This window comes from Mycobacterium spongiae, from assembly GCF_018278905.1.
Lineage (GTDB): Bacteria > Actinomycetota > Actinomycetes > Mycobacteriales > Mycobacteriaceae > Mycobacterium > Mycobacterium spongiae.
Window position 1 is genome coordinate 712,703 of record NZ_CP046600.1, and the last position, 25,716, is coordinate 738,418.

General features: G+C 64.8%; 26 protein-coding genes and 1 riboswitch. Of the genes, 15 read left to right on the top strand and 11 right to left on the bottom strand.

Translation table 11 applies throughout. The annotated features are described in order from the left end of the window. Window positions 1-102: 102 nt before the first annotated feature. From fgd to F6B93_RS02795, 4 genes are read left to right on the top strand one after another with little or no spacing between them, the layout of a single operon-like run. Window positions 103-1,113: a glucose-6-phosphate dehydrogenase (coenzyme-F420) gene (fgd, locus tag F6B93_RS02780; protein WP_211697630.1), complete on the top strand. Its 1,011-nt coding sequence runs from the start codon at window positions 103-105 to the stop codon at window positions 1,111-1,113. Window position 1,114: 1 nt separating this feature from the next. Further along, on the top strand, window positions 1,115-3,214 hold the full coding sequence (gene pta / locus F6B93_RS02785) for a phosphate acetyltransferase (protein ID WP_211699236.1): 2,100 nt from the start codon (window positions 1,115-1,117) through the stop codon (window positions 3,212-3,214). After that, window positions 3,201-4,358, top strand: a complete 1,158-nt coding sequence (locus tag F6B93_RS02790) for an acetate kinase (RefSeq protein ID WP_211697631.1) — start codon at window positions 3,201-3,203, stop codon at window positions 4,356-4,358. The genes pta and F6B93_RS02790 overlap by 14 nt, the downstream gene beginning before the upstream one ends. A gap of 57 nt (window positions 4,359-4,415) precedes the next feature. Continuing rightward, on the top strand, window positions 4,416-5,264 hold the full coding sequence (locus F6B93_RS02795; RefSeq protein WP_211697632.1) for a hypothetical protein: 849 nt from the start codon (window positions 4,416-4,418) through the stop codon (window positions 5,262-5,264). 116 nt (window positions 5,265-5,380) lie between these two features. Here the strand turns inward: F6B93_RS02795 and F6B93_RS02800 are convergent, their stop codons facing one another. From F6B93_RS02800 to glnX, 3 genes are read right to left on the bottom strand one after another with little or no spacing between them, the layout of a single operon-like run. Next, on the bottom strand, window positions 5,381-7,711 hold the full coding sequence (locus F6B93_RS02800) for a serine/threonine-protein kinase PknG (RefSeq protein ID WP_211697633.1): 2,331 nt from the start codon (window positions 7,709-7,711) through the stop codon (window positions 5,381-5,383). Beyond that, window positions 7,711-8,697: a glutamate ABC transporter substrate-binding protein gene (locus F6B93_RS02805; protein WP_211699237.1), complete on the bottom strand. Its 987-nt coding sequence runs from the start codon at window positions 8,695-8,697 to the stop codon at window positions 7,711-7,713. Before F6B93_RS02805 ends, F6B93_RS02800 begins: the two co-directional genes overlap by 1 nt. Beyond that, window positions 8,697-10,016, bottom strand: a complete 1,320-nt coding sequence (glnX, locus tag F6B93_RS02810; protein ID WP_211697634.1) for a protein kinase G-activating protein GlnX — start codon at window positions 10,014-10,016, stop codon at window positions 8,697-8,699. The genes F6B93_RS02805 and glnX overlap by 1 nt, the downstream gene beginning before the upstream one ends. Window positions 10,017-10,187: 171 nt before the next feature. Between glnX and F6B93_RS02815 the strand changes: the two genes are divergently transcribed. Further along, window positions 10,188-10,820: an NUDIX hydrolase gene (locus tag F6B93_RS02815; RefSeq protein WP_211697635.1), complete on the top strand. Its 633-nt coding sequence runs from the start codon at window positions 10,188-10,190 to the stop codon at window positions 10,818-10,820. On the opposite strand, the gene thiE is transcribed toward F6B93_RS02815, so the two are convergent. Then, window positions 10,792-11,463 carry a thiamine phosphate synthase gene (gene thiE, locus F6B93_RS02820; protein ID WP_425518523.1) on the bottom strand — a complete coding sequence of 224 codons (672 nt, stop codon included), beginning with the start codon at window positions 11,461-11,463 and terminating at the stop codon, window positions 10,792-10,794. The two genes, F6B93_RS02815 and thiE, sit on opposite strands and share 29 nt — an antisense overlap. Before the next feature lie 186 nt (window positions 11,464-11,649). On the opposite strand from thiE, the gene thiO reads away from it, so the two are divergent. From thiO to F6B93_RS02865, 9 genes are all read left to right on the top strand, one after another. Then, on the top strand, window positions 11,650-12,681 hold the full coding sequence (gene thiO, locus F6B93_RS02825) for a glycine oxidase ThiO (protein ID WP_211697637.1): 1,032 nt from the start codon (window positions 11,650-11,652) through the stop codon (window positions 12,679-12,681). Continuing rightward, entirely contained in the window at window positions 12,678-12,875 is a 198-nt protein-coding gene (gene thiS / locus F6B93_RS02830; RefSeq protein WP_211697638.1) for a sulfur carrier protein ThiS, read from the top strand. Before thiO ends, thiS begins: the two co-directional genes overlap by 4 nt. A 7-nt stretch (window positions 12,876-12,882) precedes the next feature. Next, window positions 12,883-13,683 (top strand): thiazole synthase, encoded by an 801-nt coding sequence (gene thiG, locus F6B93_RS02835; RefSeq protein ID WP_281426151.1) that lies wholly within the window; start codon window positions 12,883-12,885, stop codon window positions 13,681-13,683. Between the two features lie 129 nt (window positions 13,684-13,812). Next, a complete protein-coding gene (locus F6B93_RS02840) occupies window positions 13,813-14,139 on the top strand; it encodes a CD225/dispanin family protein (protein ID WP_211697639.1) in 327 nt (108 codons plus the stop codon). A 15-nt stretch (window positions 14,140-14,154) separates the two neighbouring features. Beyond that, on the top strand, window positions 14,155-14,580 hold the full coding sequence (locus F6B93_RS02845; protein WP_211697640.1) for a DUF2752 domain-containing protein: 426 nt from the start codon (window positions 14,155-14,157) through the stop codon (window positions 14,578-14,580). A gap of 69 nt (window positions 14,581-14,649) precedes the next feature. Further along, on the top strand, window positions 14,650-16,152 hold the full coding sequence (locus tag F6B93_RS02850; protein ID WP_211697641.1) for a M28 family metallopeptidase: 1,503 nt from the start codon (window positions 14,650-14,652) through the stop codon (window positions 16,150-16,152). A gap of 38 nt (window positions 16,153-16,190) precedes the next feature. Then, entirely contained in the window at window positions 16,191-16,364 is a 174-nt protein-coding gene (locus tag F6B93_RS02855) for a hypothetical protein (RefSeq protein ID WP_211697642.1), read from the top strand. A 46-nt stretch (window positions 16,365-16,410) separates the two neighbouring features. Beyond that, window positions 16,411-17,907 (top strand): neutral zinc metallopeptidase, encoded by a 1,497-nt coding sequence (locus tag F6B93_RS02860; protein ID WP_211699239.1) that lies wholly within the window; start codon window positions 16,411-16,413, stop codon window positions 17,905-17,907. Window positions 17,908-17,997: 90 nt separating this feature from the next. Continuing rightward, window positions 17,998-19,461: an HNH endonuclease signature motif containing protein gene (locus F6B93_RS02865; protein ID WP_246540977.1), complete on the top strand. Its 1,464-nt coding sequence runs from the start codon at window positions 17,998-18,000 to the stop codon at window positions 19,459-19,461. Here the strand turns inward: F6B93_RS02865 and F6B93_RS02870 are convergent. The 5 genes from F6B93_RS02870 to F6B93_RS02890 form a co-directional block, all read right to left on the bottom strand. Then, on the bottom strand, window positions 19,458-19,763 hold the full coding sequence (locus F6B93_RS02870; protein ID WP_246540978.1) for a hypothetical protein: 306 nt from the start codon (window positions 19,761-19,763) through the stop codon (window positions 19,458-19,460). The genes F6B93_RS02865 and F6B93_RS02870 overlap by 4 nt on opposite strands. A 349-nt stretch (window positions 19,764-20,112) precedes the next feature. Beyond that, window positions 20,113-20,730 carry an alpha/beta hydrolase family protein gene (locus F6B93_RS02875; RefSeq protein WP_211697645.1) on the bottom strand — a complete coding sequence of 206 codons (618 nt, stop codon included), beginning with the start codon at window positions 20,728-20,730 and terminating at the stop codon, window positions 20,113-20,115. Window positions 20,731-20,777: 47 nt separating this feature from the next. Continuing rightward, window positions 20,778-21,617 (bottom strand): bifunctional hydroxymethylpyrimidine kinase/phosphomethylpyrimidine kinase, encoded by an 840-nt coding sequence (thiD, locus tag F6B93_RS02880; protein WP_211697646.1) that lies wholly within the window; start codon window positions 21,615-21,617, stop codon window positions 20,778-20,780. Beyond that, complete coding sequence (thiC, locus tag F6B93_RS02885) at window positions 21,614-23,248, bottom strand: phosphomethylpyrimidine synthase ThiC (RefSeq protein WP_211697647.1); 1,635 nt, start codon at window positions 23,246-23,248, stop codon at window positions 21,614-21,616. Before thiC ends, thiD begins: the two co-directional genes overlap by 4 nt. Beyond that, window positions 23,241-23,350, bottom strand: a riboswitch (TPP riboswitch). Its footprint overlaps the gene before it by 8 nt. Window positions 23,351-23,525: 175 nt before the next feature. Then, complete coding sequence (locus F6B93_RS02890; protein ID WP_211697648.1) at window positions 23,526-23,801, bottom strand: hypothetical protein; 276 nt, start codon at window positions 23,799-23,801, stop codon at window positions 23,526-23,528. Window positions 23,802-23,864: 63 nt separating this feature from the next. Here F6B93_RS02890 and F6B93_RS22655 point away from each other — a divergent pair, with 63 nt between their 5' ends. Continuing rightward, window positions 23,865-24,161 (top strand): Rv1535 domain-containing protein, encoded by a 297-nt coding sequence (locus F6B93_RS22655; RefSeq protein ID WP_246540979.1) that lies wholly within the window; start codon window positions 23,865-23,867, stop codon window positions 24,159-24,161. An 84-nt stretch (window positions 24,162-24,245) separates the two neighbouring features. On the opposite strand, the gene F6B93_RS02895 is transcribed toward F6B93_RS22655, so the two are convergent. Further along, window positions 24,246-24,704 carry a hypothetical protein gene (locus F6B93_RS02895; RefSeq protein ID WP_211697649.1) on the bottom strand — a complete coding sequence of 153 codons (459 nt, stop codon included), beginning with the start codon at window positions 24,702-24,704 and terminating at the stop codon, window positions 24,246-24,248. 190 nt (window positions 24,705-24,894) lie between these two features. After that, a complete protein-coding gene (locus tag F6B93_RS02900) occupies window positions 24,895-25,710 on the bottom strand; it encodes an exodeoxyribonuclease III (RefSeq protein ID WP_211699240.1) in 816 nt (271 codons plus the stop codon). Window positions 25,711-25,716 lie beyond the last annotated feature (6 nt).

Genomic DNA, 25,716 nt, shown 5'->3' on the forward strand with positions numbered 1-25,716 from the left:
GCCGGGCGTGGCGGGTCGCGACTGGTGGGAGGGCAGTGATCGCAAGCGCGGCGGAGCCGGGCGCGGCGGGTCGCGACCGCAAGATAGGAGTAGAAAGAACTCGTGGCTGAACTGAAACTCGGATACAAGGCGTCCGCCGAACAATTCGCACCGCGCGAGCTCGTCGAGCTAGCTGTGGCCGCCGAAGCGCACGGGATGGACAGCGCGACCGTTAGCGATCATTTCCAGCCGTGGCGCCACCAGGGTGGGCACGCGCCGTTCTCGCTGTCGTGGATGACCGCCGTCGGCGAACGCACCAACCGTCTGCAGCTGGGGACCTCGGTGCTCACTCCCACCTTCCGGTACAACCCCGCCGTCATTGCACAGGCGTTCGCCACCATGGGTTGCCTATACCCGAACCGAGTCTTCCTCGGAGTGGGCACCGGTGAGGCGCTGAACGAGATCGCCACGGGGTATCAGGGCGTGTGGCCGGAGTTCAAGGAGCGGTTTGCTCGGCTGCGAGAATCGGTGCGGTTGATGCGCGAACTGTGGCGCGGCGGCCGCGTGGACTTCGACGGGGAGTACTACCGGCTCAAAGGCGCCTCGATCTATGACGTGCCTGAAGGGGGAGTTCCGATCTACATCGCCGCCGGCGGCCCGGTGGTGGCCAAGTATGCCGGCCGTGCGGGCGACGGATTCATCTGTACGTCGGGCAAAGGCGAGGAGTTGTACACCGAGAAGCTCATGCCAGCGGTCCGAGCCGGTGCAGACGCTGCCGGTCGCAACCTGGACGGCATCGACAGGATGATCGAGATCAAGATCTCCTACGACCCCGACCCGGAGCTGGCGCTGTCCAACACCCGATTCTGGGCGCCGCTATCGCTGACCGCTGAGCAGAAACACAGCATCGACGACCCGATCGAGATGGAGAAGGCCGCCGATGCGCTGCCGATCGAGCAGATCGCCAAGCGCTGGATCGTGGCATCGGACCCCGATGAAGCCGTCGCAATGGTCGGCCAGTACGTCACGTGGGGTCTCAACCACCTGGTATTTCACGCGCCCGGGCACGACCAGCGTCGATTCCTGGAGCTCTTCGAGAAAGACCTTGCCCCTAGGCTGCGCCGACTTGGCTGAAATGCAGGCTGCGCCCCACGCTGGTGCGGCCGCCTCTGCGATCTACATTGCCGCACCCGAACCCGAGACCGGCAAGTCGACGATCGCACTCGGGATTCTGCACCGGCTGATCGCTACGGTCGCCAGAGTCGGCGTGTTTCGGCCCATCACCCGGCTTGGCGAAGACCGTGATTACATCCTGGACCTGCTGCTAGAGCGCAGCACCGCGGGCCTGCCCTACGAACGCTGCGTGGGCGTGACCTACCAGCAGCTTCATGCCGCCCGAGACGCTGCGATCGCCGACATCGTCGACGCGTATCACGCAATGGCCGATGAGTGTGACGCCGTGCTGGTCGTCGGCAGCGACTACACCGACGTCACCACTCCCACCGAGCTCTCGGTCAACGCCCTGATCGCGGCGAACCTCGGCGCACCGGTCTTGCTGACGGTGCGCGGTAGTGGCCGCACCCCCGATGAGGTCGTCAGTGCTGCCGAGGTCAGTTTGGCTGAGCTGGACGCCCAGCGTGCGCACACGGCCGCGGTAGTGGCCAACCGCTGCGATCCCGCCGAGCTGGATGCTGTCGCGGACGCACTCCGTGCATTGGCGCCGCGCAGCTATGTGTTGCCCGAGGAACCGCTGTTGGCCGCGCCGACTGTCGCCGAGCTCCGACAAGCGTTGGGAGGGACGGTAATCAGCGGCGATGCGGCCATGCAGGAACGCGAGGTGATGGGCATTCTGGCCGCCGGCATGACTGCCGGACACGTGCTGGAGCGGCTGCGCGACGGCATGGCCGTGATTACCCCGGGGGATCGCTCGGACGTCGTGCTCGCGGTCGCTAGCGCCCATGCGGCCGAAGGATTCCCGTCGTTATCGTCCATCGTTCTCAACGGCGGGTTTGAGCTGCATCCGTCGATCGCGGCTCTGGTCTCCGGCCTACGGCTGCGGTTGCCGATCATCGCCACGGAACTGGATACCTACGAGACGGCAAGCGCTGCGGCCGCAGCACGCGGCAGGGTTACGGCGGCGTCACAGCGCAAGATCGACACCGCCCTGGACCTGATGGATCGCCACGTCGATATCGCCGACCTGCTGGCACAGCTGACAATCTCGATCCCAACCACCACCACACCGCAGATGTTCACCTACCGGGTGCAGCAGCAAGCTCGTTCGGATCGCAAGCACATCGTGCTGCCGGAAGGCGGCGACGACAGAATCCTCAAGTCCGCCGGCCGCCTCCTTCAGCGAGGGATCGCCGACTTGACCATTCTCGGTAACGAAGCGCAAATCCGCCTGCGTGCAGCAGAGCTCGGCGTCAACCTTCGCGGCGCCACGGTGATCGATCAGCAAACTAGCGAACTGCGCGACGAATTCGCCCACCAGTATGCGCAATTGCGTAAGTCAAAGGGAATCACCGTGGAGCAGGCCCGCGAAACCATGGGCGATGTTTCGTATTTCGGGACGATGATGGTGTACACGGGCATGGTCGACGGTATGGTGTCGGGCGCTGCCCACACCACAGCGCACACTGTCCGGCCAGCCTTGGAAATCATCAAGACGGTTCCCGACGTCTCCACGGTTTCGAGCGTTTTCCTCATGTGTTTGCCCGACCGGGTGCTGGTCTATGGTGACTGTGCGATCATCCCCAATCCCACGCCGGTACAGCTCGCGGACATCGCGGTGTGTTCGGCACACACCGCTGCACAGTTCGGAATTGAGCCGCGAGTGGCCATGCTGTCTTACTCCACCGGCGACTCCGGTACCGGGGCTGATGTCGAAAAGGTGAAAGCGGCGACGCGTTTGATTCGTGAGCGAGATCCGCAGCTGCCCGTTGAAGGCCCCATTCAATACGACGCCGCGGTAGACCCGTCGGTCGCGGCTACCAAGATGCAGGACTCGCCGGTGGCCGGTCGTGCCACTGTGCTGATCTTTCCGGACCTCAACACCGGCAACAACACGTACAAGGCGGTTCAGCGCACCGCCGGGGCGATCGCGATCGGCCCTGTGCTGCAAGGTCTTCGGAAGCCAGTCAACGACTTGTCCCGAGGGGCTTTGGTCGACGACATCGTTAACACCGTGGTAATAACGGCGATTCAGGCTCAGGATGTCCATGTCAACCGCTAGCTCCAATGATGTGGTGCTGGTGATTAATTCCGGCTCTTCGTCGCTCAAGTTCGCTCTAGTCGAACCTGACTCAGGCGTGTTGCGGTCAGCGGGCAGCATTGAACAAATCGGAGAAGCATCGTCATCGGTCGCCAGCCATGACGCGGCACTGCATCGCGCGTTCGACGAGTTGGCAGAAAACGGTTTTGATCTGCGGGCGTGTGGTCTGGCGGCGGTTGGACATCGAATGGTACACGGCGGCAAGAAGTTCTATCAGCCGACACTCATCGACGATGGGGTGGTTGACGAGCTCAAGAAATTGTCCCCGCTGGCCCCGCTGCACAACCCGCCTGCGGTACTGGGAATCGCGGTGGCGCGAGAATTGCTGCCGGATGTGCCGCATGTTGCGGTGTTTGACACTGCCTTTTTTCACGACCTGCCCGCGGCAGCCGCGACCTACGCCATTGACCGGGAGCTGGCCGATGCGTGGCAGATCCGCCGATACGGATTTCACGGCACATCGCATCACTACGTCAGCGGACAGGCAGCGGTATTCCTGAACGAACCGTTGGCTCGCCTGAATCAGATTGTGCTGCACCTCGGTAACGGTGCCTCTGCATCGGCGATTTCCGGCGGCCGACCGGTCGAGACGTCGATGGGCCTGACGCCATTGGAAGGCTTGGTGATGGGCACTCGCAGCGGCGACGTCGACCCCGGCGTCATCAGCTATCTATGGCGCAACGCCAACATGGGCGTGGACCAGATCGAGTCGATGCTCAACCACCAGGCCGGCGTGCTGGGCTTGGCCGGCGAGCGCGATTTCCGGCGGCTTCGCCAGATGATCGAATCCGGGGATTCAGCAGCACAATTGGCGTACCACGTATTCATCCACCGGCTGCGCAAGTACATCGGCGCCTACCTGGCAGTACTGGGCCACACCGACGTCGTGAGCTTCACCGCGGGGATCGGCGAACATGATGCGACGGTGCGCCGGGACGCCTTGGCGGGGATGACCGAGCTTGGCATTGAGCTAGATGAGCACCGCAATCTCCACCCGGCGGGCGGCGCGCGACGGATCTCCGCCGATGACTCCCCGATTACCGTCCTGGTGGTCCCGACCAACGAGGAGCTGGCCATCGCTCGGGACTGTGTGCGCCTGCTCTAACAACCCCTGTGGATAGAGCGAGACGCCCTCCGCTGTGGTCGTGCGATTCTTTGTGAGATGCGGGATTTGGGGGAACCGTTTGTCGGCAGCGAGGCATTGGCTTGTCAGGTGTTGAGTCGGCACCAGTTGCGGACGCGCTACCGTGCGGTGTTTCCGAACGTCTACTTATCGAACGACATCCAGCCCTCTTTGGACCGGCGCATCGCTGCGGCCTGGCTTTGGGCCAGTGGGCGGGGCACTATCGCTGGGGCAGCGGCCGCGGCCTTGCACGGGGCGAAATGGATTCCCGACAATGTCCCGGTGGAGCTGGTGCATGCCAACACCCGCCCGCCGCGCGGCGTACTGACGCGGCGCTACCAGTTGATCGACTGCGAAACGCAAAGCATCGATGGCCGTGCAGTCACTACGCCAGAACGCACTGCCTTCGATATTGGCCGCCGCGGGGCGATCCGTTCCGCGGTTGTCCGGCTCGATGCGCTCGTACGCGCAACAGATTTGAAGGTCCACGATGTTTTGCGGGTCGCACAGTGCCATCCTGGTGCACCTGGATTGCGACGGCTGGAAACAGCGCTGGACCTGGTCGACGCTGGTGCGCAGTCACCCAGGGAGAGCTACCTGCGGCTACTCCTCATTGATGCCGGATTCCCCCGACCGCAGACCCAGATACCGGTACCCGGCGCGGACGGGATTCCGGTCGCCTACCTCGATCTGGGTTGGGAGCAGGACATGGTCGCCGTTGAGTATGACGGCGACCAACATCGGGCGGACCGGAAGCAATATGTCAAAGACATTCGCCGCCTAGAAATGCTAGAGCGTATGGGCTGGGTCATCGTTCGCGTTGTCGCCGAGGACCGCCCCGCCGACATTGTGCGCCGCGTCAGGCAGGCATTCGATGCCGGGGGTTGAGTGTGTGTTGGTGGCTTCGATCGTGCGCTGAGGGTGGAATCTGGGCAACATTTCCGCCCTGGACGCACACCCGAATCCTTGAGCGCACGCTCGTCCAGCGCAGGCGATGACTCAACCTAGAAGGTGCTGGTGGGCCGCACCTTGTTCGCCATGTCTACCAGTGTGTAGCGATGCCGCTGGGTGGGCGCTACCCGGGCTAGGCTGCGCAGCGACGCCTCGACGCCGAGCCGCAGCCCGTGTTTGGTGAACGGAAAACCGAGGATGTGGTTGGTGCTGGCCTCATTATCGTGCAGCCAGTCCATGGCTCCGCCGAGCACCAAGGCCCGGATCTGCAGCACGCGGGGTTCGGTAGGCGGGAGCGCCTCAACTCGACGGGCGGCGTCGCGGATCTGGTCTTCGGTGACTTCGCTCGTTGACCGGCCGGACAGCAGAGTTACCGCGCTGGTTAGCCGGGCGGTAGTGAAGTGCCGGGAGGTGGCCGGTACCTCATCGAGGGTGCGCACCGCACCGGTCCGGTCACCTTCTGCCGACTGGGATCTGGCTAATCCGAATCCGGCGGATACCACGCCGTTGTCGGTGCCCCACACCGCTTGGTAGAACTTGTGCTCGTCGGCATCGCCATCCAATTCGGCAGTGGCACCCAGCGCTAGCTTCGGCGCGAGCTCGCCGGGAAAGGTGTCCAGCACCTCGGTGAAGTGCTTGATGGCCGAGTCGTAGTCCCCAGTGAGCAGCTCCGCGACGGCCCGGTACCAGATCAGTCGCCATCGCCAGCCCACGCGCTCGGCCAGGTAGTCGAGCTTGCGGGTTGCCTTGGATACGTCGCCCAGGTCCAGGAGAGCCCGCACCTCCATCAGCGGCAGCTCGATCGACTCGGACAGGTCGATGCCTTCCCCGTCCAGTGCCCCGTGGCGAGCGGCGCGGAGCGAATCCAGTGTCTGCACCGGCTCGGAAAGCACCGTCGCTTGCAGCACCGGAGCTGCGACGTCGGCGGGATCGACCAGCGGAACCGGCAGCGCGGTGACGATCTCCTTGGCGGTCAACTTCTCCGAGTGCACCTGGCCGTCCAGATACACGTCGGTATGTGCGACCAGCAGATTTACCCCGAACGTGGAGCGGGTACGGCTGAACATCGACGAGAGTCCGGGCCGCGGCACCCCCGTGTCCCGCGCGACCACCTCCCGCAACACGCCCATCAGCTGCCCGGACATCTCCTCGGCGCTGACGAATCGCCGCCGCGGGTCAGGGTCGATGGCACGGCGCAATAACCGGGCGAAAGAGTCGTACTTGGCCAATACTGGGTCGTCTTCGGGCAGCCCGTCCGCGTAGCGGCCGTCGCGGGTGCGCAGGTTCAGTGTGAGCGCCGCAAGGGTGCGACCCACGGTGTAGATGTCGGTGGCGACGGTCGGGCCGGTCCGCACGATCTCTGGTGCCTGAAATCCGGGCGTGCCGTAGAGGTAGCCGAACGAGTTGATGCGCGACACTGCGCCGAGGTCGATGAGCTTGAGCTGTTCCTCGGTGAGCATGATGTTCTCCGGCTTGAGGTCGTTGTAGACCAAGCCGACGGAATGCAGGTATGTCAGCGCGGGCAGGATTTCGAGAAGGTAGGCAATAGCCTCGGCGACTGGCAGCTTCTCGCCTGGGTCTTGCTTGAGCGATTGCCCGCCAATGTATTCCATGACGATGTACCCGACCGGATCGCCGTGTCTGTCGGTGTGCTCGACAAAGTTGAAGATCTGCACGATCGATGGGTGCACGACCTCGGCAAGGAATTGTCGTTCGGCCATCGCGATCGCTTGTGCTTCAGCGTCACCGGAGTGCACCAAGCCTTTGAGCACGACTGGGCGATCGTTGACGTTGTGGTCGAGGGCAACATAGATCCAGCCCAGACCTCCGTGCGCGATGCAGCCTTTGACTTCGTACTGGCCCGCGATGGTGTCACCGGGATTGAGCTGCGGCAGGAACGTGTACGGGCTACCGCAGTAGGGGCACCAGCCCTCGGACGCGCCAGCACCCTCCGGTCCGGACCGGCCGACCGGCCGTCCGCAGTTCCAACAGAACCGCTTGGATTCCGGCACCACTGGGTCGGTCATCAGGGCTTCGAGCGGGTCGATATCGGGCACCCGCGGAATCTCCACCAGGCCGCCCCCGAGCTGTCTGGCGGGTGGGAGCACCCGGGTCGTCAGCCGGTCTTGCGGTTCGGTGTCGGCGCTGGCGACAGTCAGATGGGGGGTGTCATCGTCATCGTCATCATCGAAACTGGGGCGAAAGAGTGCCTGGGTCCCCACTGGCCGTGCGGCGGCCGTGGCGGTCAACACGTCTGCGGGCTGGGTGCCGGGCCCCCCGTCTTCCGGGTCCTCCCAGTCCTCCGGGTTTTCGGGCTCCCGGTCCAAGGCTGAAAGTTCTTCCTCAGGAGGCTTTTTCAGCTCTTTCTTGGTGCCCTTCGTCATCAGTCCACGTACCTCGGCGCTGGTGGGGCCGGTGCTGGGCCGAGGGCAGTTAGCCACTTGCGATACAAGGTGTTCCAGGTGCCGTCGGTACGGATACGTTCGAGTGTGCCATTGACGAACCGCACCAGCCCGGTGTTTTCCAGGTTGATCCCGATGCCGTAGGGCTGGTTGGCCATGTGCGGCCCGACGATATGCAGGTAGGGGTCTTCTTCGACTAGTCCAGCCAGGATCGTGTCGTCGGTGCTGATTGCGTCAATCTCGCGCTGTTGCAGTGCTACCAGGCAGTCGGCCCACGTCACCACCGACACGATCACCGGCGGTGGCGCGATCTCTCGGATCCGACGCAGCGAGGTCGTGCCTCGGGCCACACAGACCCGTTTGCCCGACAGATCGGCCGCGTTGGTGATCGACGAGTCGCGGGGGGTGAGGATGCGTTGGTTGGCGTCGAGGTACACGGTGGAGAAGTTCACCAGCTTGCGTCGCTCGCACGTGATCGTCATCGTCTTGGCGACGATATCGACCTGCGACTTCTGCAGTGCGGTAACTCGCTCGGCGGCGGACAGTATCCGGTACTCGACGTGTGATGGGTTGCCGAAGATGTCGCGTGCCACCTCACCGGCAATGTCGACATCGAAGCCCGTGATCTTTCCGGAGATTGGGTCGCGGAAACTGAACAGGTTGCTGCCGATGTCGAGCCCCACGATGAGCCTGCCGCGGGCGCGGATATTGGCCACCGCGGCGTCGGCCTCGGCCCTGGTGGGGAATGGGCGCAGGCTGGCGGTGGGGTCACAGTCCTGTTTCGCACTGTCCGGCGGTAGCGGGGGCTGCGGCGGCATGACCTCCATGCCGACCGGAGTGGGAAGTGGCAGCGTCGGAGTGGCTTTCGATTTCAGCGGCTCGGAGTGGCCGCACCCCGCCAGCACCACTGCCGCGGTCAGCACCGCGAGAGGAGTCGCTGCCCGCCGGCCCCGGCGCAGGCATGTCATCACCGATACTCTTTCAGCCGGGGCCACAGGCCTAGGGCGACCGCGATGGCGGCGCTCATGCTCAGCACAACGCCACCCACCTGCGCACCGGCCAATCCTCGGTGCGCGTTGTGAACGTCGGTCCGCAGTTGTGTACGGCTTTGCTCCATGGCTTTGGTCAGCGCGTCGTCGAGCGTGTCGAACGCCGGGGTGGAGTCGTCTTCCCCCTGACCTAGTGCAACCTGCGTTGCGGCGCGATAATTTCCGACCGACATATAGGAGTCGATTCGGTCGTTCGCCTGCTGCCAGCGCACCAAGAGCTGGTCGGCGCCTTGCAGGTCGAGCTTGTCTACGGCGTCCTGGCGGGCCATGTAGTCGTCGAGCTGCTGGTGCATGGAGTCGATGCGCTGCACAAAGGACTGCTTGCGGACCTCTTCATCGCCGCGCCGGATCAACCCGAGCGTCTCGTCGGCTCGCGCCTGCTGGGCGGTGATCGCCAGGTTGGTGATGGTCTTGAGTGACTCGGCCGCGGTGTCTTTCGCGCTGCGGCTGGCAGTGGTGGAGATTGTTAGCGCAGTTCCGACCCATACCACCATGACGAGGATACCGAGCGCGCCGACCACCAGACCGGGGTTGATCCGTCGCCTGGTGTGCCGGGCCAGCCAGCGATGCGAGAACGCGCCGAAGACCACCGTCGTGGCGACGACCAGTATTACCGGGGCTGGAAAGTGGGTTGATGCAGTGGTTTCGGTGTCGACGCGCGTTGACGTCGCCTCGTACAGCTGTTGCGCGTCGGGCAGGATCTTCGACTGCATCAATCCCGATGCCTCTGACAGATATGACGACCCGACCGGGTTGCCGGCCCGGTTGTTGGTGCGCGCGATCTCCACCAAGCCGGTGTAGACCGCCAGTTGCGCGTTGATCCGGCCCAGCAATTGAACCAGCGAATCGTCGGTCAGCCCGGCTGAGGCGCGGGTAACCGCTACCGAAGCGTCGGTGATGGCTTGCTCGTAGCGTTGCCGGACGGCGTGCGGTTCGGTTTGGGCGATAAACGCGGTGGCGGCTGCGGCGTCGGCGACCGACAGCGTGGTGTAGAGCCTCCCAGCCGCGAATGACAACGGCTCGGTGTGGTCCAACACAATAGTCAGGACGTGTTGCCGGTGTTCGATGGTCGTGGACGTGGCGAACGCACTCGCGACGCCGAGGGCTGCCAGGACGATACCGATGGTCAGAATGCGTCCAGGTGACGTCGAGACGAACCACCAGCGCGGATGTGCCGGTTCGGCGGGTGACTGCGCACCCATCGGCTCGGTCGACGGGTGCGCCAGCTCAACGGTCACGTGTCTCGGACCTCATCTCTCGGCCAACCCAACAAAGTTCTATAAGCGAATTCTAAGAGAAGCTGTTCCCCCGTGGGGGGAGGTGTACCCAATTGCCCGCTGCCTCGATGCCCGCCTCCCTCCTGGACGCGCGGGAGTGCCTCCATCAGGGTGCCTGCATATCCTGAACGCGTGCACGGCGACGGCGACGGGTGGGTGGTATCTGACCGCGGCGTTCCCTACTGGGGCCGGTACGGCGCGGCCGGTCTGTTGCTTCGGGCACCGCGGCCCGACGGAACCCCCGCGGTACTGCTGCAGCATCGTGCGCCGTGGAGCCATCAGGGGGGTACCTGGGGCTTGCCAGGGGGTGCTCGAGACAGTCACGAGACTCCGGAGCAAACAGCGGTACGGGAGGCTGGCGAGGAGGCCGGCTTAGTTGCCGAGCGGGTCGCAGTGCGGGCGACCGTGGTCACGGCGGAGGTCACCGGGGCCAGCGGTACGGGCTGGACCTACACCACAGTCGTCGCCGATGCCGGCGAGTTGTTGGACACGGTGCCCAACCGCGAAAGTACCGAGCTGCGCTGGATCGGCGAGGACGAGGTGGCCGACCTGCCATTGCATCCCGGATTCGCGGCCAGCTGGCAACGGCTACGAACCGCTCCGGCAACGTTGCCGCTGGGCCGCGGCGATGCCCGGCGCCAGCGTCTGCCGCGGACCATGGAGATCGAGTCCGGGGTATTCGTCTGGTGCACGCCGGGCGAGGCGGATCGAGCGCCGTCGCAGCTGAGTCCCCGGATCAGCCTGCTGCTGCAAGCGCTGAGCTGAGCTCCGCGGCCGCGGCCCGTGGATCCTCGGCCGCGGTGATCGCTCTCACAACCACGATCCGACGGGCGCCGGCGGCCAGCGCGTCGGGCAACCGGCGGGCATCGATGCCGCCAATCGCGAACCACGGTTTGTCGCCGCCGAGGTCGGCCGCCGTCCGGACCAGCTGCAGGCCCGGGGCAGCACGGCCTGGCTTGGTGGGCGTGGGCCAACAGGGTCCGACGCAGAAATAGTCGCAGTCCGCGGCCCCGAACCCAGCCCCGGCCGCCGCTACCTGGCTGGGGTTGTGGGTGGACTGACCGATGAGCGTGTCGGGTCCGGCGATGTCGCGCGCCACCTGCACTGGCAGGTCACCCTGACCCAGGTGCAACACGTCGGCGCGCGCTGCGCGAGCGATATCAGCGCGGTCGTTGACCGCGAACAAGGCGCCGTGCCGGCGCGCCGCGTCAGCGAGGATTTCGCACGCGGCCAGCTCCGCGCGTGCCTCGAGGGGGCCGAACCGCTGCTCACCGGCTGAACCTTTGTCGCGCAGCTGGATGATGTCCACGCCTCCAGAGAGTGCGGCGTCGGCGAATTGGGCCAAGTCGCCACGCTCGCGACGAGCATCGGTACACAGATACAGCTTCGCGGCCGCCAGGCGGGCCACCGGTAGTGTCGCAGCGTGGTGCACACCGCGACGCTAGCGGCTAGCGTGGAGAATCATCACGGGAGTCCCGGGAGCGGGGCTGAGAGTGGGCTGTACCAGTTGCACGCCAGTTTGCAGCAAGGGTGCTACTGGACCTGCCCTGACCGTCACACCTGATCCGGATCATGCCGGCGAAGGGAGCAGAGGATGCCGTCGACCGTGTCCGGCCCACCACTGGGGTCGCTGGCTGTCATCGGCGGCGGTGTCATCGGACTGTCGGTGGCGCGCCGGGCGGCGCGCGCCGGATGGTCGGTGCTGGTGCATCGCAGCGGCGAGAGTGGCGCGTCCTGGGTTGCTGGCGGCATGCTTGCCCCGCACAGCGAAGGCTGGCCCGGCGAGGAAAGGTTGCTGCAGCTGGGTCTGGAATCCTTGCGGTTGTGGCGGCAGGGCGACTTTCTGGACGGGTTGCCGCCACAGGTGGTCACTGCGCGCGAGTCACTGGTCGTGGCGGTCGACCAGGCGGACGTCGCTGACCTGCGGACGGTCGCGGACTGGTTGTCTGCACAGGGTCATCCGGTGATCTGGGAGTCCGCTGCCCGTGACATCGAACCCTTGCTGGCGCGGGGTATCCGGCATGGCTTCCGGGCACCCACCGAGCTGGCGGTAGACAACCGTGCCGTGCTGGACGCGCTGTTCCGGGACTGCGAGCGCCTCGGAGTCCGGTGGGCTGAACCCGTGAATACTCTGTCGGATGCCCAGGGGGACATGGTGGTGATCGCCAATGGCGTTGATGCTCCGGCGTTGTGGCCTGGCCTGCCCGTGCGCCCCGTCAAGGGTGAGGTGTTGCGCCTGCGTTGGCGGAAGGGATGTATGCCGTTGCAGCAGAGGGTAATTCGTGCTCGAGTTCACGGACGTCAAGTGTACCTGGTGCCACGTGCGGACGGGGTGGTCGTGGGCGCGACGCAGTATGAGCACGGTCGCGACGTCGCGCCGTCCGTGTCTGGCGTGCGCGACCTTCTCGATGACGCGTGCACGGTGCTGCCGGCCCTGGGCGAGTATGAGCTTGCCGAGTGCGGGGCCGGGTTGCGTCCGATGACTCCCGACAACCTGCCTCTCGTGCAACGACTGGATGCGCGGACCCTCGTCGCTGCCGGGCACGGTCGATCCGGCTTCCTGTTGGCTCCGTGGACCGCCGAACAGATTGTGTCCGAACTTGTTCCGGTCGGCGTGCGCGCATGATCGTCGTCGTCAACGAGCAAGAGGTAGAGGTCGACGAGCAGACGACCGTGTCGGCGTTGCTGCAGGCCATGGGCTTTCCGGACCGAGGTATCGCCGTGGCATTGGACTGGGCGTTGCTGCCCCGATCCCGCTGGGCGAGAAGGCTTTCGGAAGGCGACCGACTCGAGGTGGTGACGGCGGTGCAGGGTGGGTAGCGCTGAATTGCCCGGCGCGCTCCGGCGCGAAGAGGCAAAACTCACGATCGGCGATCGCAGCTTCGCCTCGCGGCTCATCATGGGAACCGGAGGAGCGAGCAACTTGGCGGTTCTGGAAGAGGCGTTAGTTGCTTCCGGCACCGAGCTGACCACTGTCGCGATGCGCCGGGTGGACGCCGAGGGAGGAACGGGGCTTCTCGACTTGCTCAACCGGCTGGCGATCACACCGCTGCCCAACACGGCAGGCTGCCGCAGCGCTGCGGAAGCCGTATTGACTGCGCAGCTGGCCCGTGAGGCGCTCAATACCAACTGGGTCAAGCTAGAGGTGATCGCCGACGAACGCACGCTACTGCCGGATGCTGTCGAATTAGTTGGGGCAGCAGAACAATTGGTGGACGACGCCTTCGTGGTGCTGCCGTACACCAACGACGATCCGGCACTGGCTCGCCGATTGGAGGACACGGGTTGTGCGGCGGTGATGCCGCTGGGCTCGCCGATCGGCACCGGCCTTGGCATCACCAACCCACACAACATCGAGATGATCGTCTCGCAGGCTAACGTTCCCGTGGTGCTCGACGCCGGCATCGGGACGGCGAGCGATGCCGCGCTGGCGATGGAATTGGGTTGCGACGCGGTGTTGTTGGCTACCGCGGTGACGCGGGCCGCGGATCCGCCGGCGATGGCTTCCGCGATGGCTGCCGCCGTCACTGCCGGCTATCTGGCGCGTCGGGCCGGGCGGATCCCAAAACGCTTCTGGGCGCATGCATCCAGCCCGAAGCGTGAAACGGCCGAGCGATCGACGACGTGACTTGAACCAACGGCGCCGGAGGAATGTGGATGCCGCGGCAAACTTGCCCGTTGTGATGCTGTGGCTTCGCCGCTCGGGTAGGGTAGGCACCGTTTTCACGCCAGCTAACTTCTCTTGACTGGAGAATCCATGACCCAACCACCACCACCCGGCTACCCGCCGCAGCAGCCCGCCGGGCAAGCACCGGACAACTACTTGGTGTGGTCGATCCTGGCGACGTTGTTCTGTTGTCTTCCGCTCGGGATTGTTGCGATCGTTAAGTCCAGCCAGGTCAACGGGTTGTGGGCGCAGGGCCGATACGCTGACGCACAGGCTACCGCTGAAAGTGCGAAGAGAATGGTGATGCTGTCGGCCGTCATCGGTGTCGTCGTCTTCGTTATCTACGGCATCATGATGGCACTGGGCGCGGTGAACGTCGGGGACACGAGTGCTGCGATGACGTCGGCGCTGATCTAAGTCCGGGGTGTTGTCGTGGTTACCCATCAAGGTGCGGTGCGGCTGAGTCTGGGAGCGCCGCTGGCGGTGGCCGCGGCCACGACCCTGGTATGCGCTGCCATCTGGGTGGGGGACCCGACGACTCCGAACGGTCCGCTGCCGGTGTGCCCGACCAAGGCTCTGCTGGGAATCGATTGCCCGGGGTGCGGAAGCCTCCGCATGCTCTACAGCCTGATGCACGGCGATCTGCTGGCGGCCGCGAGGTTCAACGCTCTCGGCCTGGCGGCGGTAGGGCTGTTGGTCTGGGCGTACCTGGCCTGGACGTACGGTCGCGTGGTGGGTCGACGAGTCCGGGGTTGGCAGCATCATCGTTGGGCGGCGTTCGCGACGTTGTCGCTGGTCATGATCTGGTTTGTCGTGCGCAACATCCCCTTTGCGCCCTTTAGCGCGTTGTTCGTCTGAAGTTTGGTCTAGCTTCGGGACGGGTGGTCAATCGATGCGACGCAGGTGCCGAGGTCTAATCTGGGCGCGATGGTGAACAAATCAAGGGCGCAGCTGGCGGCGCTGATGGTGGTTGTGATCGTTGCTGTCGTGAGCATGGGTTGCGGCCGCTCGTCGAACCAATCGCAATCCGACGTCAGTAATCCCGCTGCGGCCGAATTTGCCACCACCTTGCGGGACCGGGTGACCACCGACGCGATGATGAGGCACCTGTCGAAGCTGCAGGACATTGCCAACGCCAACAACGGCACCCGGGCGGTAGGCACACCTGGCTATGAGGCCAGCGTCGACTATGTGGTCAACACGTTGCGCGACAGCGGTTTTGACGTGGAAACGCCAGAATTCTCGGCTCGGGTGTTCAAATCGGAGAAGGGGTCGGTCGCTATCGGCGACCGGACCGAAGAGGCCCACGCGCTCGAATACAGTCTCGGTACACCCCCCGACGGGGTGACGGGGCCGTTGGTAGCTGCCCCCACGGATGACAGTCCTGGCTGTACGGTCTCCGACTACGACGGGCTGACCGTGCAAGGTGCGGTAGTGCTGGTGGATCGCGGCAGCTGCCCGTTCGCTCAAAAGGAAGATGTCGCGGTGCAGCGTGGTGCCGTGGCACTGATCATCGTTGACAACGTTGACGAAAAGTACATGGGCGGAACTCTCGGGGTGGACACTGAAGTCAAGATCCCCGTGGTGAGTGTCACCAAATCGGTGGGATTGCAGCTGCGGGGGCTGAGCGGACCGGCAACGGTCAAGCTCGACGCTAGTACGCAGAGTTTCACGGCTCGCAACATCATCGCGCAGACGAAGACGGGGTCTTCCAGCGACGTGGTGATGGCAGGTGCGCACCTCGACAGCGTGCCGGCCGGGCCCGGCATTAACGACAATGGCTCGGGGGTGGCAGCGGTTCTCGAAACCGCGGTCCAGCTGGGGAACTCACCGGACGTGCGCAACGCGGTGCGATTCGGCTTCTGGGGCGCAGAAGAACTGGGGCTGATCGGGTCTCGAAACTATGTCGAGTCGCTGGATGTCGACGCGCTGCGCGACATCGCCCTATATCTGAACTTCGACATGCTGGCGTCGCCAAACCCGGGTTACTTCGTCTACGACGGTGACCAATCACTGCCGCTGGACGTCCGAGGGCGGCCGGTGGTGCCTGAAGGATCGGCGGGAATCGAGCGCACGTTCGTGGCGTATTTGAAGTTGGCGGGCGAGACTGCTGAAGACACCTCATTCGACGGGCGCTCCGACTACGACGGATTCACACTGGCGGGTATCCCGTCGGGCGGGTTGTTCGCGGGCGCCGAGGCCAAAAAGTCCGCCGAGCAAGCTGAGCTATGGGGCGGGACCGCCGACGAGCCATTCGATCCCAACTACCACAAAGAGACCGACACCCTAGAACATATCGACCGCAAGGCCCTGGGCATTCAGGGTGGGGGCGTCGCCTACGTGGTGGGTTTGTACGCGCAGGACGTGACCGGCCGAAACGGTGTTCCGGTGATCGAGGACCGTATCCGCCACGAGCTCGTCAAGCCATAGTGGGGTCGGCTCGGCACTCGATCCTAACTGGTCTGAAAGTGGGTGACACGATCGAGACGAGCTGGGAAGCGTTGTCGGTGACGGGTTCTGGGCACGCTTACGTGGGGGTCAGCTGTGCGGATCCGGTGCGGGGTGTCATCGGGGTGCTGGCGTACGACCCGAGGTTGGGTCGTGGCTCTGTTTCGGCAATGGCGGGTAATCATGCGATCTAAGATTGGGATTCCTTATGGTGCAGCCGGTCGGGACGGGGTTGGGCGAATGTATGACCGCGGGCGTAATCGACGTCAACTGCCCTGCGGTGACTTGAACAGGCTGGTCGCCGTGCTGCGGGCGTCAACCGCCTGCCTCGCCGCGATGTTGATGGTGGTCGGTTGCACGACCATCGTCGACGGACGGGCCTTGTCTATTCTCAACGACCCTTTCCGAGTGGGGGGCCTGCCAGCGACCGACGGTCCGAGTGGCCCTCGCCCGAACGCGCCAAGTCCGAAGGGCACAGTGCTCAACACCAACAACGGCGAGATCGACGAGTTGTCGTTGTTGTCGATCAACGATATTCAGGAGTACTGGAAAACCGCGTACAGCGAACCGCTGCAGGGCGCCTTCAGGCCGGTCACCAAACTGGTGTCCTACGACTCCGAGGATGTTGACAGCCCCATCGTCTGCCATATCGATACCTACGAGCTCGTGAACGCGTTTTTTACGTCGCGCTGCAACATGATCGCCTGGGATCGCGGCGTATTCATGCCGGTCGCGAGAAAGTATTTCGGTGATATGTCGGTCAATGGCGTCTTGGCGCACGAGTTCGGCCATGCGCTGCAGATCATGGCGAAACTGGTTACCCGAGACGACCCCACCATCGTCCGCGAGCAGCAAGCGGATTGCTTCGCGGGCGTCTATCTGTGGTGGGTGGCGGAGGGCAAGTCGCCGCGCTTCACGCTGAGCACCGCAGACGGGCTTGACCACGTTCTGGGCGGGATCATCACGACCCGCGATCCGGTGATGGACGCCGACACCGAAACCGAGGACGAGCATGGTTCGGCCTTGGATCGGGTCAGCGCATTTCAGATGGGCTTCCTTAGCGGCACCACGGCATGTGCTGCGATCGACGAGGCCGAGATTGACCAGCGCCGTGGTGATCTGCCGACAGCCTTGCGGGTCGACACCACCGGGTACCCGGAGACCGGCGAGGTCCCGATCGACAGGGACACGTTGTCGACGCTCATGGAGTTGATGGGAAGTATCTTCGCGCCCAACAGGCCGCCCACACTGTCCTACCGGCAATCCGATTGCCCCAACGCGAAGGCCAGCCCCCCGGCGTCCTACTGTCCGGCCACCAACACCATCGTGGTCGACCTGCCAGCCCTGGCAAAGATGGGTAGAGTCGCCGGCCCAGGGCAATACCGCCTGCCTCAAGGCGACGACACCGCCCTGTCGATCGTGATGTCGCGATACACGCTGGCAGTGCAAAATGAGCGCGGATTGGCGATGCAGAGCCCGTGGACGGCACTGCGGACGGCATGTCTGACCGGGGTCGCACACCGCGAGATGGCCGAGCCAATCGACCTGCCTTCCGGTCAGGAACTAGTGCTGACCGCAGGTGACCTGGACGAAGCCGTTTCCGGACTGCTCACCAACCGCATGGTCGCCAGCGACGCTGACGGGATCAGCGTCCCCGCCGGCTTCACTCGGATAGCCGCGTTCCGCGCCGGCGTGGGTGGCGACATGGCGGCGTGCTACTCACGCTATCCGGGATAGCGCCGGGGCCGTGACCAGCGGCAGCGCTGGTTCTCCGAATGCCGCGGCCGCCGGTAGCTCGTGTCAGACCGGCCAACTATGCTCGAACACATGTTCGATCTCGCGGACTATTGGGAGCCCTCCGTCACCGACCAATCGCAGACATTGATCGAGCGGATGCGGATGGCCGGGCGCGCCGAGGCCCAGGCCGCGGCGGCACGGTTGGATGCGATCGGGGAGTTGTTCGAGTTGCGCCGCGTTGAACGCGGCGAATGCGCGGACTGGGCGGTGGATACCTGGGCGGCCGTGGGTGGCGAAGTCGCTGCGGCGTTTGCCACCAGCCTGGCCATGGCGGGCAGCTATCTGCGGTATGCATTGGCGATGCGTCAACGACTACCCGAGGTGGCGGCGGCGTTTCGAGCCGGGACGATCGACTACCGAACGTTCCAAACCCTGGCCTATCGCACCGACTTGATCACCGACGAACAGGTTCTGACCCGCGTCGACGCCGAGCTCGCACTGCGGGTACCTCGATGGCCGTCGATGACTCGAGGAAAACTGGCCCATGCCATCGACCGGATTGTTGCCGCGGCCGATCCGGATGCGCGGCGTCGGGTGCGTGAACAGCTCCAGGATCGACACGTCACGATCTGGGAGTCCGAAGACGGGATGGCCGAGATGACCGGGCGGCTCTGTGTCATCGACGCCACGACGTTGGATGCCCGACTGCGGGCATTGGTGGCTACGGTGTGTGCTGCCGATCCACGCACCAATGATCAGCGACGCGCCGATGCCCTGGGCGCGCTCGCGGCCGGGGCACAGCGGCTCGGCTGCGGCTGCGGCACTCCCGACTGCACCGCCGCACAGAAAACGGCATCACCAGTGGTCATTCACGTGGTCGCCGAGCAAGCCACCGTCGAGGGCCGCAGCCAGACTCCTGCGGCACTGCTGGGCGCCGAGGGGCTCATCCCCGCCGACCTGGTCACCGAGCTGGCCATCGCCGCCCGAGTGCAGCCAATCGTGGCGCCCGCACACGCCGAGCCTCGCTACCGCCCCTCGGCTACGGTGGCGGCGCTGGTGCGGGCGCGGGATTTGACGTGTCGCGCTCCCGGCTGCGATCGCCCGGCCACCGACTGCGACCTCGACCATACGATCGCGTTCGCTGACGGCGGTACCACGCACCCGTCCAACCTCAAATGCCTGTGCCGCACCCATCACCTGTTGGCCACGTTTTGGGGTTGGCGAGCCCAGCAACTGCCAGACGGCACCGTGATCTGGCGGCTTGCCGACCACCAGACCTACGTGACCACTCCCGGCAGCGCGTTGTTGTTTCCCGCTCTGGCTACCCCTACCGGCGACCCGCCCGAACCAGACCCGGCCCGCGCCGACCGCCGCGGGCAACCCACCGCGAAGATGCCGCTCCGAGCGCGCACCCGTGCCCAACACCGAGCCCACTACATCGCCGCCGAACGCCACCGCAACCACCAAGCCCGACGAGCTACGCCGGCCGGCCAAGCCCGCGCCACCGATACCCGACACCGGCCACCGGATCCCGACGACCCACCGCCGTTTTAGGCGACTGGTTCCTGCTGTTGGTCGACCTGCTTGTGCTGTTGGCCCTGCTGCTGTTGCTCCTTCTGCTGTTGATCATTGTGGACCCAAGCCACCAGAAAGCCGGTGACCAGCAGCCATCCGATAGCAATCGTCGGGATCGCCCAAGCACGACGCAGCATGAGCGCTTCGTGGCAACGCTGAACGAGGTTGGCATCATCGGCTTGGGCGGCCTGGGTGAGGTTGGAGCTGACCCCGCTGCCGCAGCTGACTTTGATGCCATATACGTCATACACATTCAGGTGGACTGGAAACCACAGGGCCATGAGTCCGACGACCCCTAGGAACACACCCACGATTCCGAGGTACATCGTGCGGTGACTCACCGCTGCTCCATGCCTTGCGGTGTTGTTTTGCCGACCTCGAACACGAGGCCGCGAGATCGACGTCGTCCATCTGGTGCAGGTGCTCCACCTGGGTCATCGACCATTGTGTTCCTACTCTCAACCCCGAGCTGGCCGCGATCTGCCACATCGCGCGACTACCTGACCCCCACAGACCAGCTGTTGCCCAAGGTACACCTGTCGACGGTCACTGCGTAGGTGTGGCGTCTGATGGCTGCCGCGAACGTACGCAGGCTGGGATCACGCCGGTTGTCGGGTTGGGGCCAACGGTCTACCCCAGAATTCGCAGGGTCGCCTCGATAGCGAGGACGGCGACGTCGAGGGTTTTCGAGCGCAAGTCGTGTCGTGCGCCGGTGACCTCGACCACTTCGGTAGGTCCAGAAGTCATCGCCGCAGCTTCGCGTACCTCGGCGAGTGTGCCGAACGGATCCGACGTTCCATGGGTGAATACCGCTGGCACTGTGATGTCCGGCAGATGTTCGGTGCGGCGGCGCTCGGGCTTGCCCGGCGGGTGGACGGGATAGGAGAAGAGCGCCAGCACGTCGACGGGCGCTTGCCCGGAGGCCACCACCATGGACGTCTGACGACCACCGTAGGAATGTCCTCCGGCAATCAGTGGGCCGTCGGCAATGTCGCGGCACAACTCGATTGCTTCGACGATGCCGGCGCGGTCGGTGGACGCGGAGCCGGACGGCGGGCCTGTGGGGCGGCGCCGGCGGTAGGGCAGGTTATACCGTACCGCGAGCCAGCCACGTCGCGCCCATTCGTCGCAAACCTGTTGCAACAGTGTGGATTCACGGTTACCGCCCGCACCGTGGGTGAGGACAACGACGCCATGCGGTCGGTCTTCAGGTTCGTGCGCGATGCCTGCGATCTGCTGGAGGTTCATCCGCCGCTCTTTCCCACAGCCTCGCACTGCATCGTCGTCGGCGCGTTTCATGACAGGCGGAAGAGGGGCGAGACGGGGCCGTGGCCGCTGCCCAGCGGGTACGCGGCGCGCAGACATTCGGTGACCCAGTGCTTCCCGAACTCGACCGCCTCGGGCACGGTAAACCCATGTGCCATCGCGCATGCGGCTGCGGCTGCCAGCGTGTCACCACCGCCATGGTCGTTTCGGGTGGGCAGACGCTGCGCCTCGAATTCGTAGGAGTCCGCGCTTTCAGAAGAGCCACCATAGAGCAGGTCGCAACTGGTCGGCGACGACCGCAGGTGTCCACCCTTGACCAGCACCCACCGTGGGCCCAGCGCATGGAGCGCCTTGGCGGCCGCGCGCTGCGATGTCGAGTCGACCACCTCGATATCCACCAGCAGGCGCACCTCGTCCAGATTCGGTGTCACCAGCGTGGCCAACGGGAACAGTTGAGTTCGAAGCGAATCCAGTGCCCCGGGCGTCAACAAGGCGTCTCCATGCATGGACGTACACACCGGGTCGACGACAAGCGGGATCGTCAGGTCAAGACGGCGCCAGGTTTCGGCGAGTGTGGCGACGATGCTGGCCGATGCCAGCATCCCCGTTTTGGCGGCCTGAATGCCGATATCGGTGGCTACCGCCTCCATCTGGCCTGCTACGGCGTCCGCAGGGATCTCGCTAATGCTCTTGACTCCCAGCGTGTTCTGCACGGTGACCGCGGTAACCGCGACGCAAGCGTGCACACCGAGCAAAGCGATCGTGCGCAAATCTGCCTGGATGCCGGCGCCGCCGCCGGAGTCCGACCCGGCGATGGTCAGCACTCGCAGCGGCGTCGCCCCCGGCGGCGCCAGCGGCAGATACTTCACTGGGTGATCGGAAGGTACACCCGGTTGCCCTGCTCGGCGAACTCGCGTGACTTTTCAGCCATCCCGGACGCAAGCGCGGCTTCGATGTCCTCTTCGGTCTCGAGCCCGTGTGCGGCCGCGTAGTCACGCACATCTTGGGTGATGCGCATCGAGCAGAACTTTGGCCCGCACATCGAGCAGAAGTGCGCCGTCTTGGACGGCTCGGCCGGCAGGGTCTCGTCGTGGAATTCTCGTGCGGTGTCAGGGTCTAGCGACAGCGCGAACTGATCGTTCCAGCGGAACTCGAAACGCGCGGTCGATAGCGCGTCGTCGCGTTCCTGGGCGCGGGGGTGCCCCTTGGCGAGATCGCCGGCGTGCGCGGCGATCTTGTAGGCGATCACCCCGTCCTTGACATCCTTGCGGTCCGGCAGCCCGAGGTGCTCCTTCGGGGTGACGTAGCAGAGCATCGCGGTACCCGCCTGCGCGATGATGGCCGCGCCGATTGCGGACGTGATGTGGTCGTAGGCGGGCGCGATGTCGGTAGCCAGCGGGCCCAACGTGTAGAAGGGAGCCTCCTCGCACAGTTCCTCTTCCAGCCGCACGTTCTCGACAATCTTGTGCATCGGGATGTGCCCGGGTCCCTCGATCATGACCTGTGCACCATGGGCTTTCGCTATCTTCGTTAGCTCGCCCAGAGTGCGCAGCTCGGCGAACTGGGCGGCGTCGTTGGCGTCGGCGATCGATCCGGGCCGCAACCCGTCGCCGAGCGAGAAAGTGACGTCGTAGCGTGCGAAGATCTCGCACAGCTCCGCGAAATTCGTGTACAGGAACGACTCCCGATGATGAGCCAGGCACCAGGCGGCCATGATCGACCCGCCGCGGCTGACGATGCCGGTCACCCTCTTGGCGGTCAACGGCACATACCGCAGCAGCACTCCGGCGTGCACGGTCATGTAGTCCACGCCCTGCTCACATTGCTCGATCACCGTGTCGCGGTAGAGCTCCCAGGTGAGTTCGGTGGGGTCGCCCTTGACCTTCTCCAGCGCTTGGTAGATGGGCACGGTGCCGACCGGAACCGGCGAATTACGCAGAATCCATTCGCGGGTCTCGTGAATGTTCTTGCCGGTGGACAAATCCATGATGGTGTCGGCCCCCCAGCGGGTCGCCCACACCATCTTGTCGACCTCCTCGGCGATCGACGATGTCACGGCGGAGTTTCCGATGTTCGCGTTGACCTTGACCGCGAACGCCTTGCCGATGATCATCGGCTCCATTTCGGGGTGTTTATGGTTAGCCGGAATCACCGCGCGTCCCCTGGCGACCTCGTCGCGAACCAGCTCTGCCGGCATGCCCTCGCGGGCGGCGATAAACGCCATCTCGGCGGTGATCTCGCCGGCGCGTGCGCGTTGCAGTTGGGTGCCGCGGTCAGCGAACACGCCTGGACGAGGCGGGAGACCGGCGGTCAGGTCGATCACGGCGGTCGGATCCGTGTACGGACCCGAAGTGTCGTAGAGGTCGAAGTGGTCACCGTTGGACAGGTTCACCCGCCGGAATGGCACCCGGGCTCCGGGAACGCTGGCCAGATCGAGGTAGGCCTTGTTACTACCCGCGATGGGTCCAGTGGTCACTGATGGTTCTACGGTGATGGTCATTTCGGCATCTCCCTACGCCGGCATTACCCGGTCAGGTTCGTACGGTCGACGGCCCCAGCCGTCCTCTCAGCGCACTAGGCATGCGCTCCCGCGTGATCTGTTAGGAACTAATCGATTGCCCGCCTCCTGCTCGAACCGCTGGGCGATTCGCATCGTCGCCGGGCACCTCCACGCTAGCGCAGCAGCGCGGCGATTGGCATAAGGGCCTGGGTTTGCTCGTCTCGGCCGGCGTAGCGAGCAGCTCACCGACGTGGTTCGATGTTGCCGCGCCGGCTGGTTACGCATCTTCCATGGCTTCGCCGATTTCCTCCAGGACACGGCTGTGATGATTGGTTGCCAGCACGTGCCCAGCGGCGATGACCAGCGCCACGGGCCAGTCGATGAGTTCGAAGGCCGCCAGCGCCGCCAGGCCACCGAAATAGGCGATTTGTTCCGGCCGCGGTATGGCCACCTGCCCCACCACTGGCAGGTTCGCAACGAACGTCTCGCCTTCCCGGATCTTCGCCACGGCCTCACGCTGGGATGTCGCTCGACGCGCCTTATCTTCCGCCATCATTTGCCTTTCAGTAACTAAGGGTTTGCCGCGGAGCCGGATACCGCGGTCACCGTCTGACGTATGCCGAGGACCGACGCCCAGGCCGATCCCCTAGTTTCGTCGATTGCTGTGTTGCTAAGCGTGCCGTTGCGGGAACTGTATGCGCTGCTGTGGCGCGTCGGCGTTGTCGAGGTCCGGGGCACGGATCCGGCGCGGCGCCCCCAGGCTATGACATTGTCGTCTTCGGCGGGTCGGGGTTTGATGTGTCCCGACCCGTCAGCGCACGAGCCGGACTGGCGACGGTCGCAGCAGTCGGGGCTGTTAGGTCCTGCGCCCGGCCATCCGGTTCGAGGGGGTTGCAGCCGAGCAGCTGGCTGACCTGCGAAACGTTCGGGGCGCTGGGCCGCCATGTGTACACCCGTCATGGCAGCCCGCACCGGGCATGGACCGCTTGACGGCCGACTAGTTGGTACTGCGTAACTGAGCGGTGCCGGCGCGGCGGCCAGCCGTTTTCTTCGCTGCAGCTTTGCGTGGGGCTTTGGCCGGCTCGGCTTTCTCCGGCTCGGGCTCGGGCTCGGGCTTGGTGGGCACCGTCGTCAACTTGGCTTTCACCGGCGGTGCGGGCACCTCGGGCTTTTGGTTCATCTTGCGCAACAACAGCGCGCCACCACCAACGGCCAACAGGATGGGCCATTCGACTACGCCAACGACACCGAGCGTGCCGATGGCCAATGCAGCCGCCGGGGTCGACTTGCTGCCGGTGCTGAGCCCACGCTGAATGCCATCGGCCGCTCCTTTAACGCCGCCGACAACTCCGTTGATCGCCGCACCACCTACGGCGCCCGCGGCCGCGGTGGTCGTCGTCGCCGCGCGATTCACCGTCCGACCCACTGCTCGAACCGCCCCGCCAACGACACTCATGATGACTCCCTGGACTTGATCTCTATCGATTTGTATAACTCTGTACCGCAGATCCCACGGCGACAAGGTTGTTCTCAACGTGTTCCAAAACGAAACCCTGCCACGTTACAAACACGCAGACAACAAGTTGCCGTGAAGTGTCTTCCAGCTTACGCCGCGGGTCGACGCTCCGAACTGTTACGCAAGCCCTTCAGTCATCATGGCCATCGGACACGTCGACGAACACCGGCGCGTGATCGCTGGGCGCCTTGCCCTTGCGCTCCTCGCGGACGATCTGTGCATCGACTACCCGGTTGGCCAATGCCGGCGAGGCGAGGATGAAGTCGATGCGCATGCCTTGCTTCTTCGGAAACCGCAGCTGGGTGTAGTCCCAGTAGGTGTAAACCCCCGGCCCTGGGGCGAAAGGCCTTACCACGTCGGTAAATTGGGCGTCAAGAATGGCGTTGAAGGCCTTGCGTTCCGGCTCGGAAACATGTGTGCAGCCGGCGAAGAATTCGGTACTCCAGACGTCCTCGTCTGTGGGGGCGATATTCCAGTCGCCAGCCAGTGCGATCGGAGCTGTGGGCTCGTGCTGCAGCCAACCTGTAGCCGTATCATGCAGCGCGGCAAGCCAATCCAGCTTGTACGTGTAGTGGGGGTCCTCCAAGTTGCGGCCATTGGGCACGTACAGGCTCCACACCCGAACCCCGCCGCAAGTCGCGCCGAGGGCGCGCGCCTCCGCTCTGGCGGCGGCCGGCGGCTTGCCACTCCAGTCGGGTTGGCCCTCGAACCCATACTGCACATCGTCGAGGCCTATTCGAGACGCGATCGCGACCCCGTTCCACTGATCGAAGCCGACGTGGGCGACCTCATAACCGAGTTCAAAAAATGGCAAGCTCGGAAATTGGCTGTCCGAACACTTCGTCTCTTGGATGGCCAGCACATCGACTTCGGCCCGGACCAGCCAGTCGCGGACCCGGTCCAGGCGGGTGCGAATCGAATTGACGTTCCAGGTGGCTAGGCGCATCGTGCC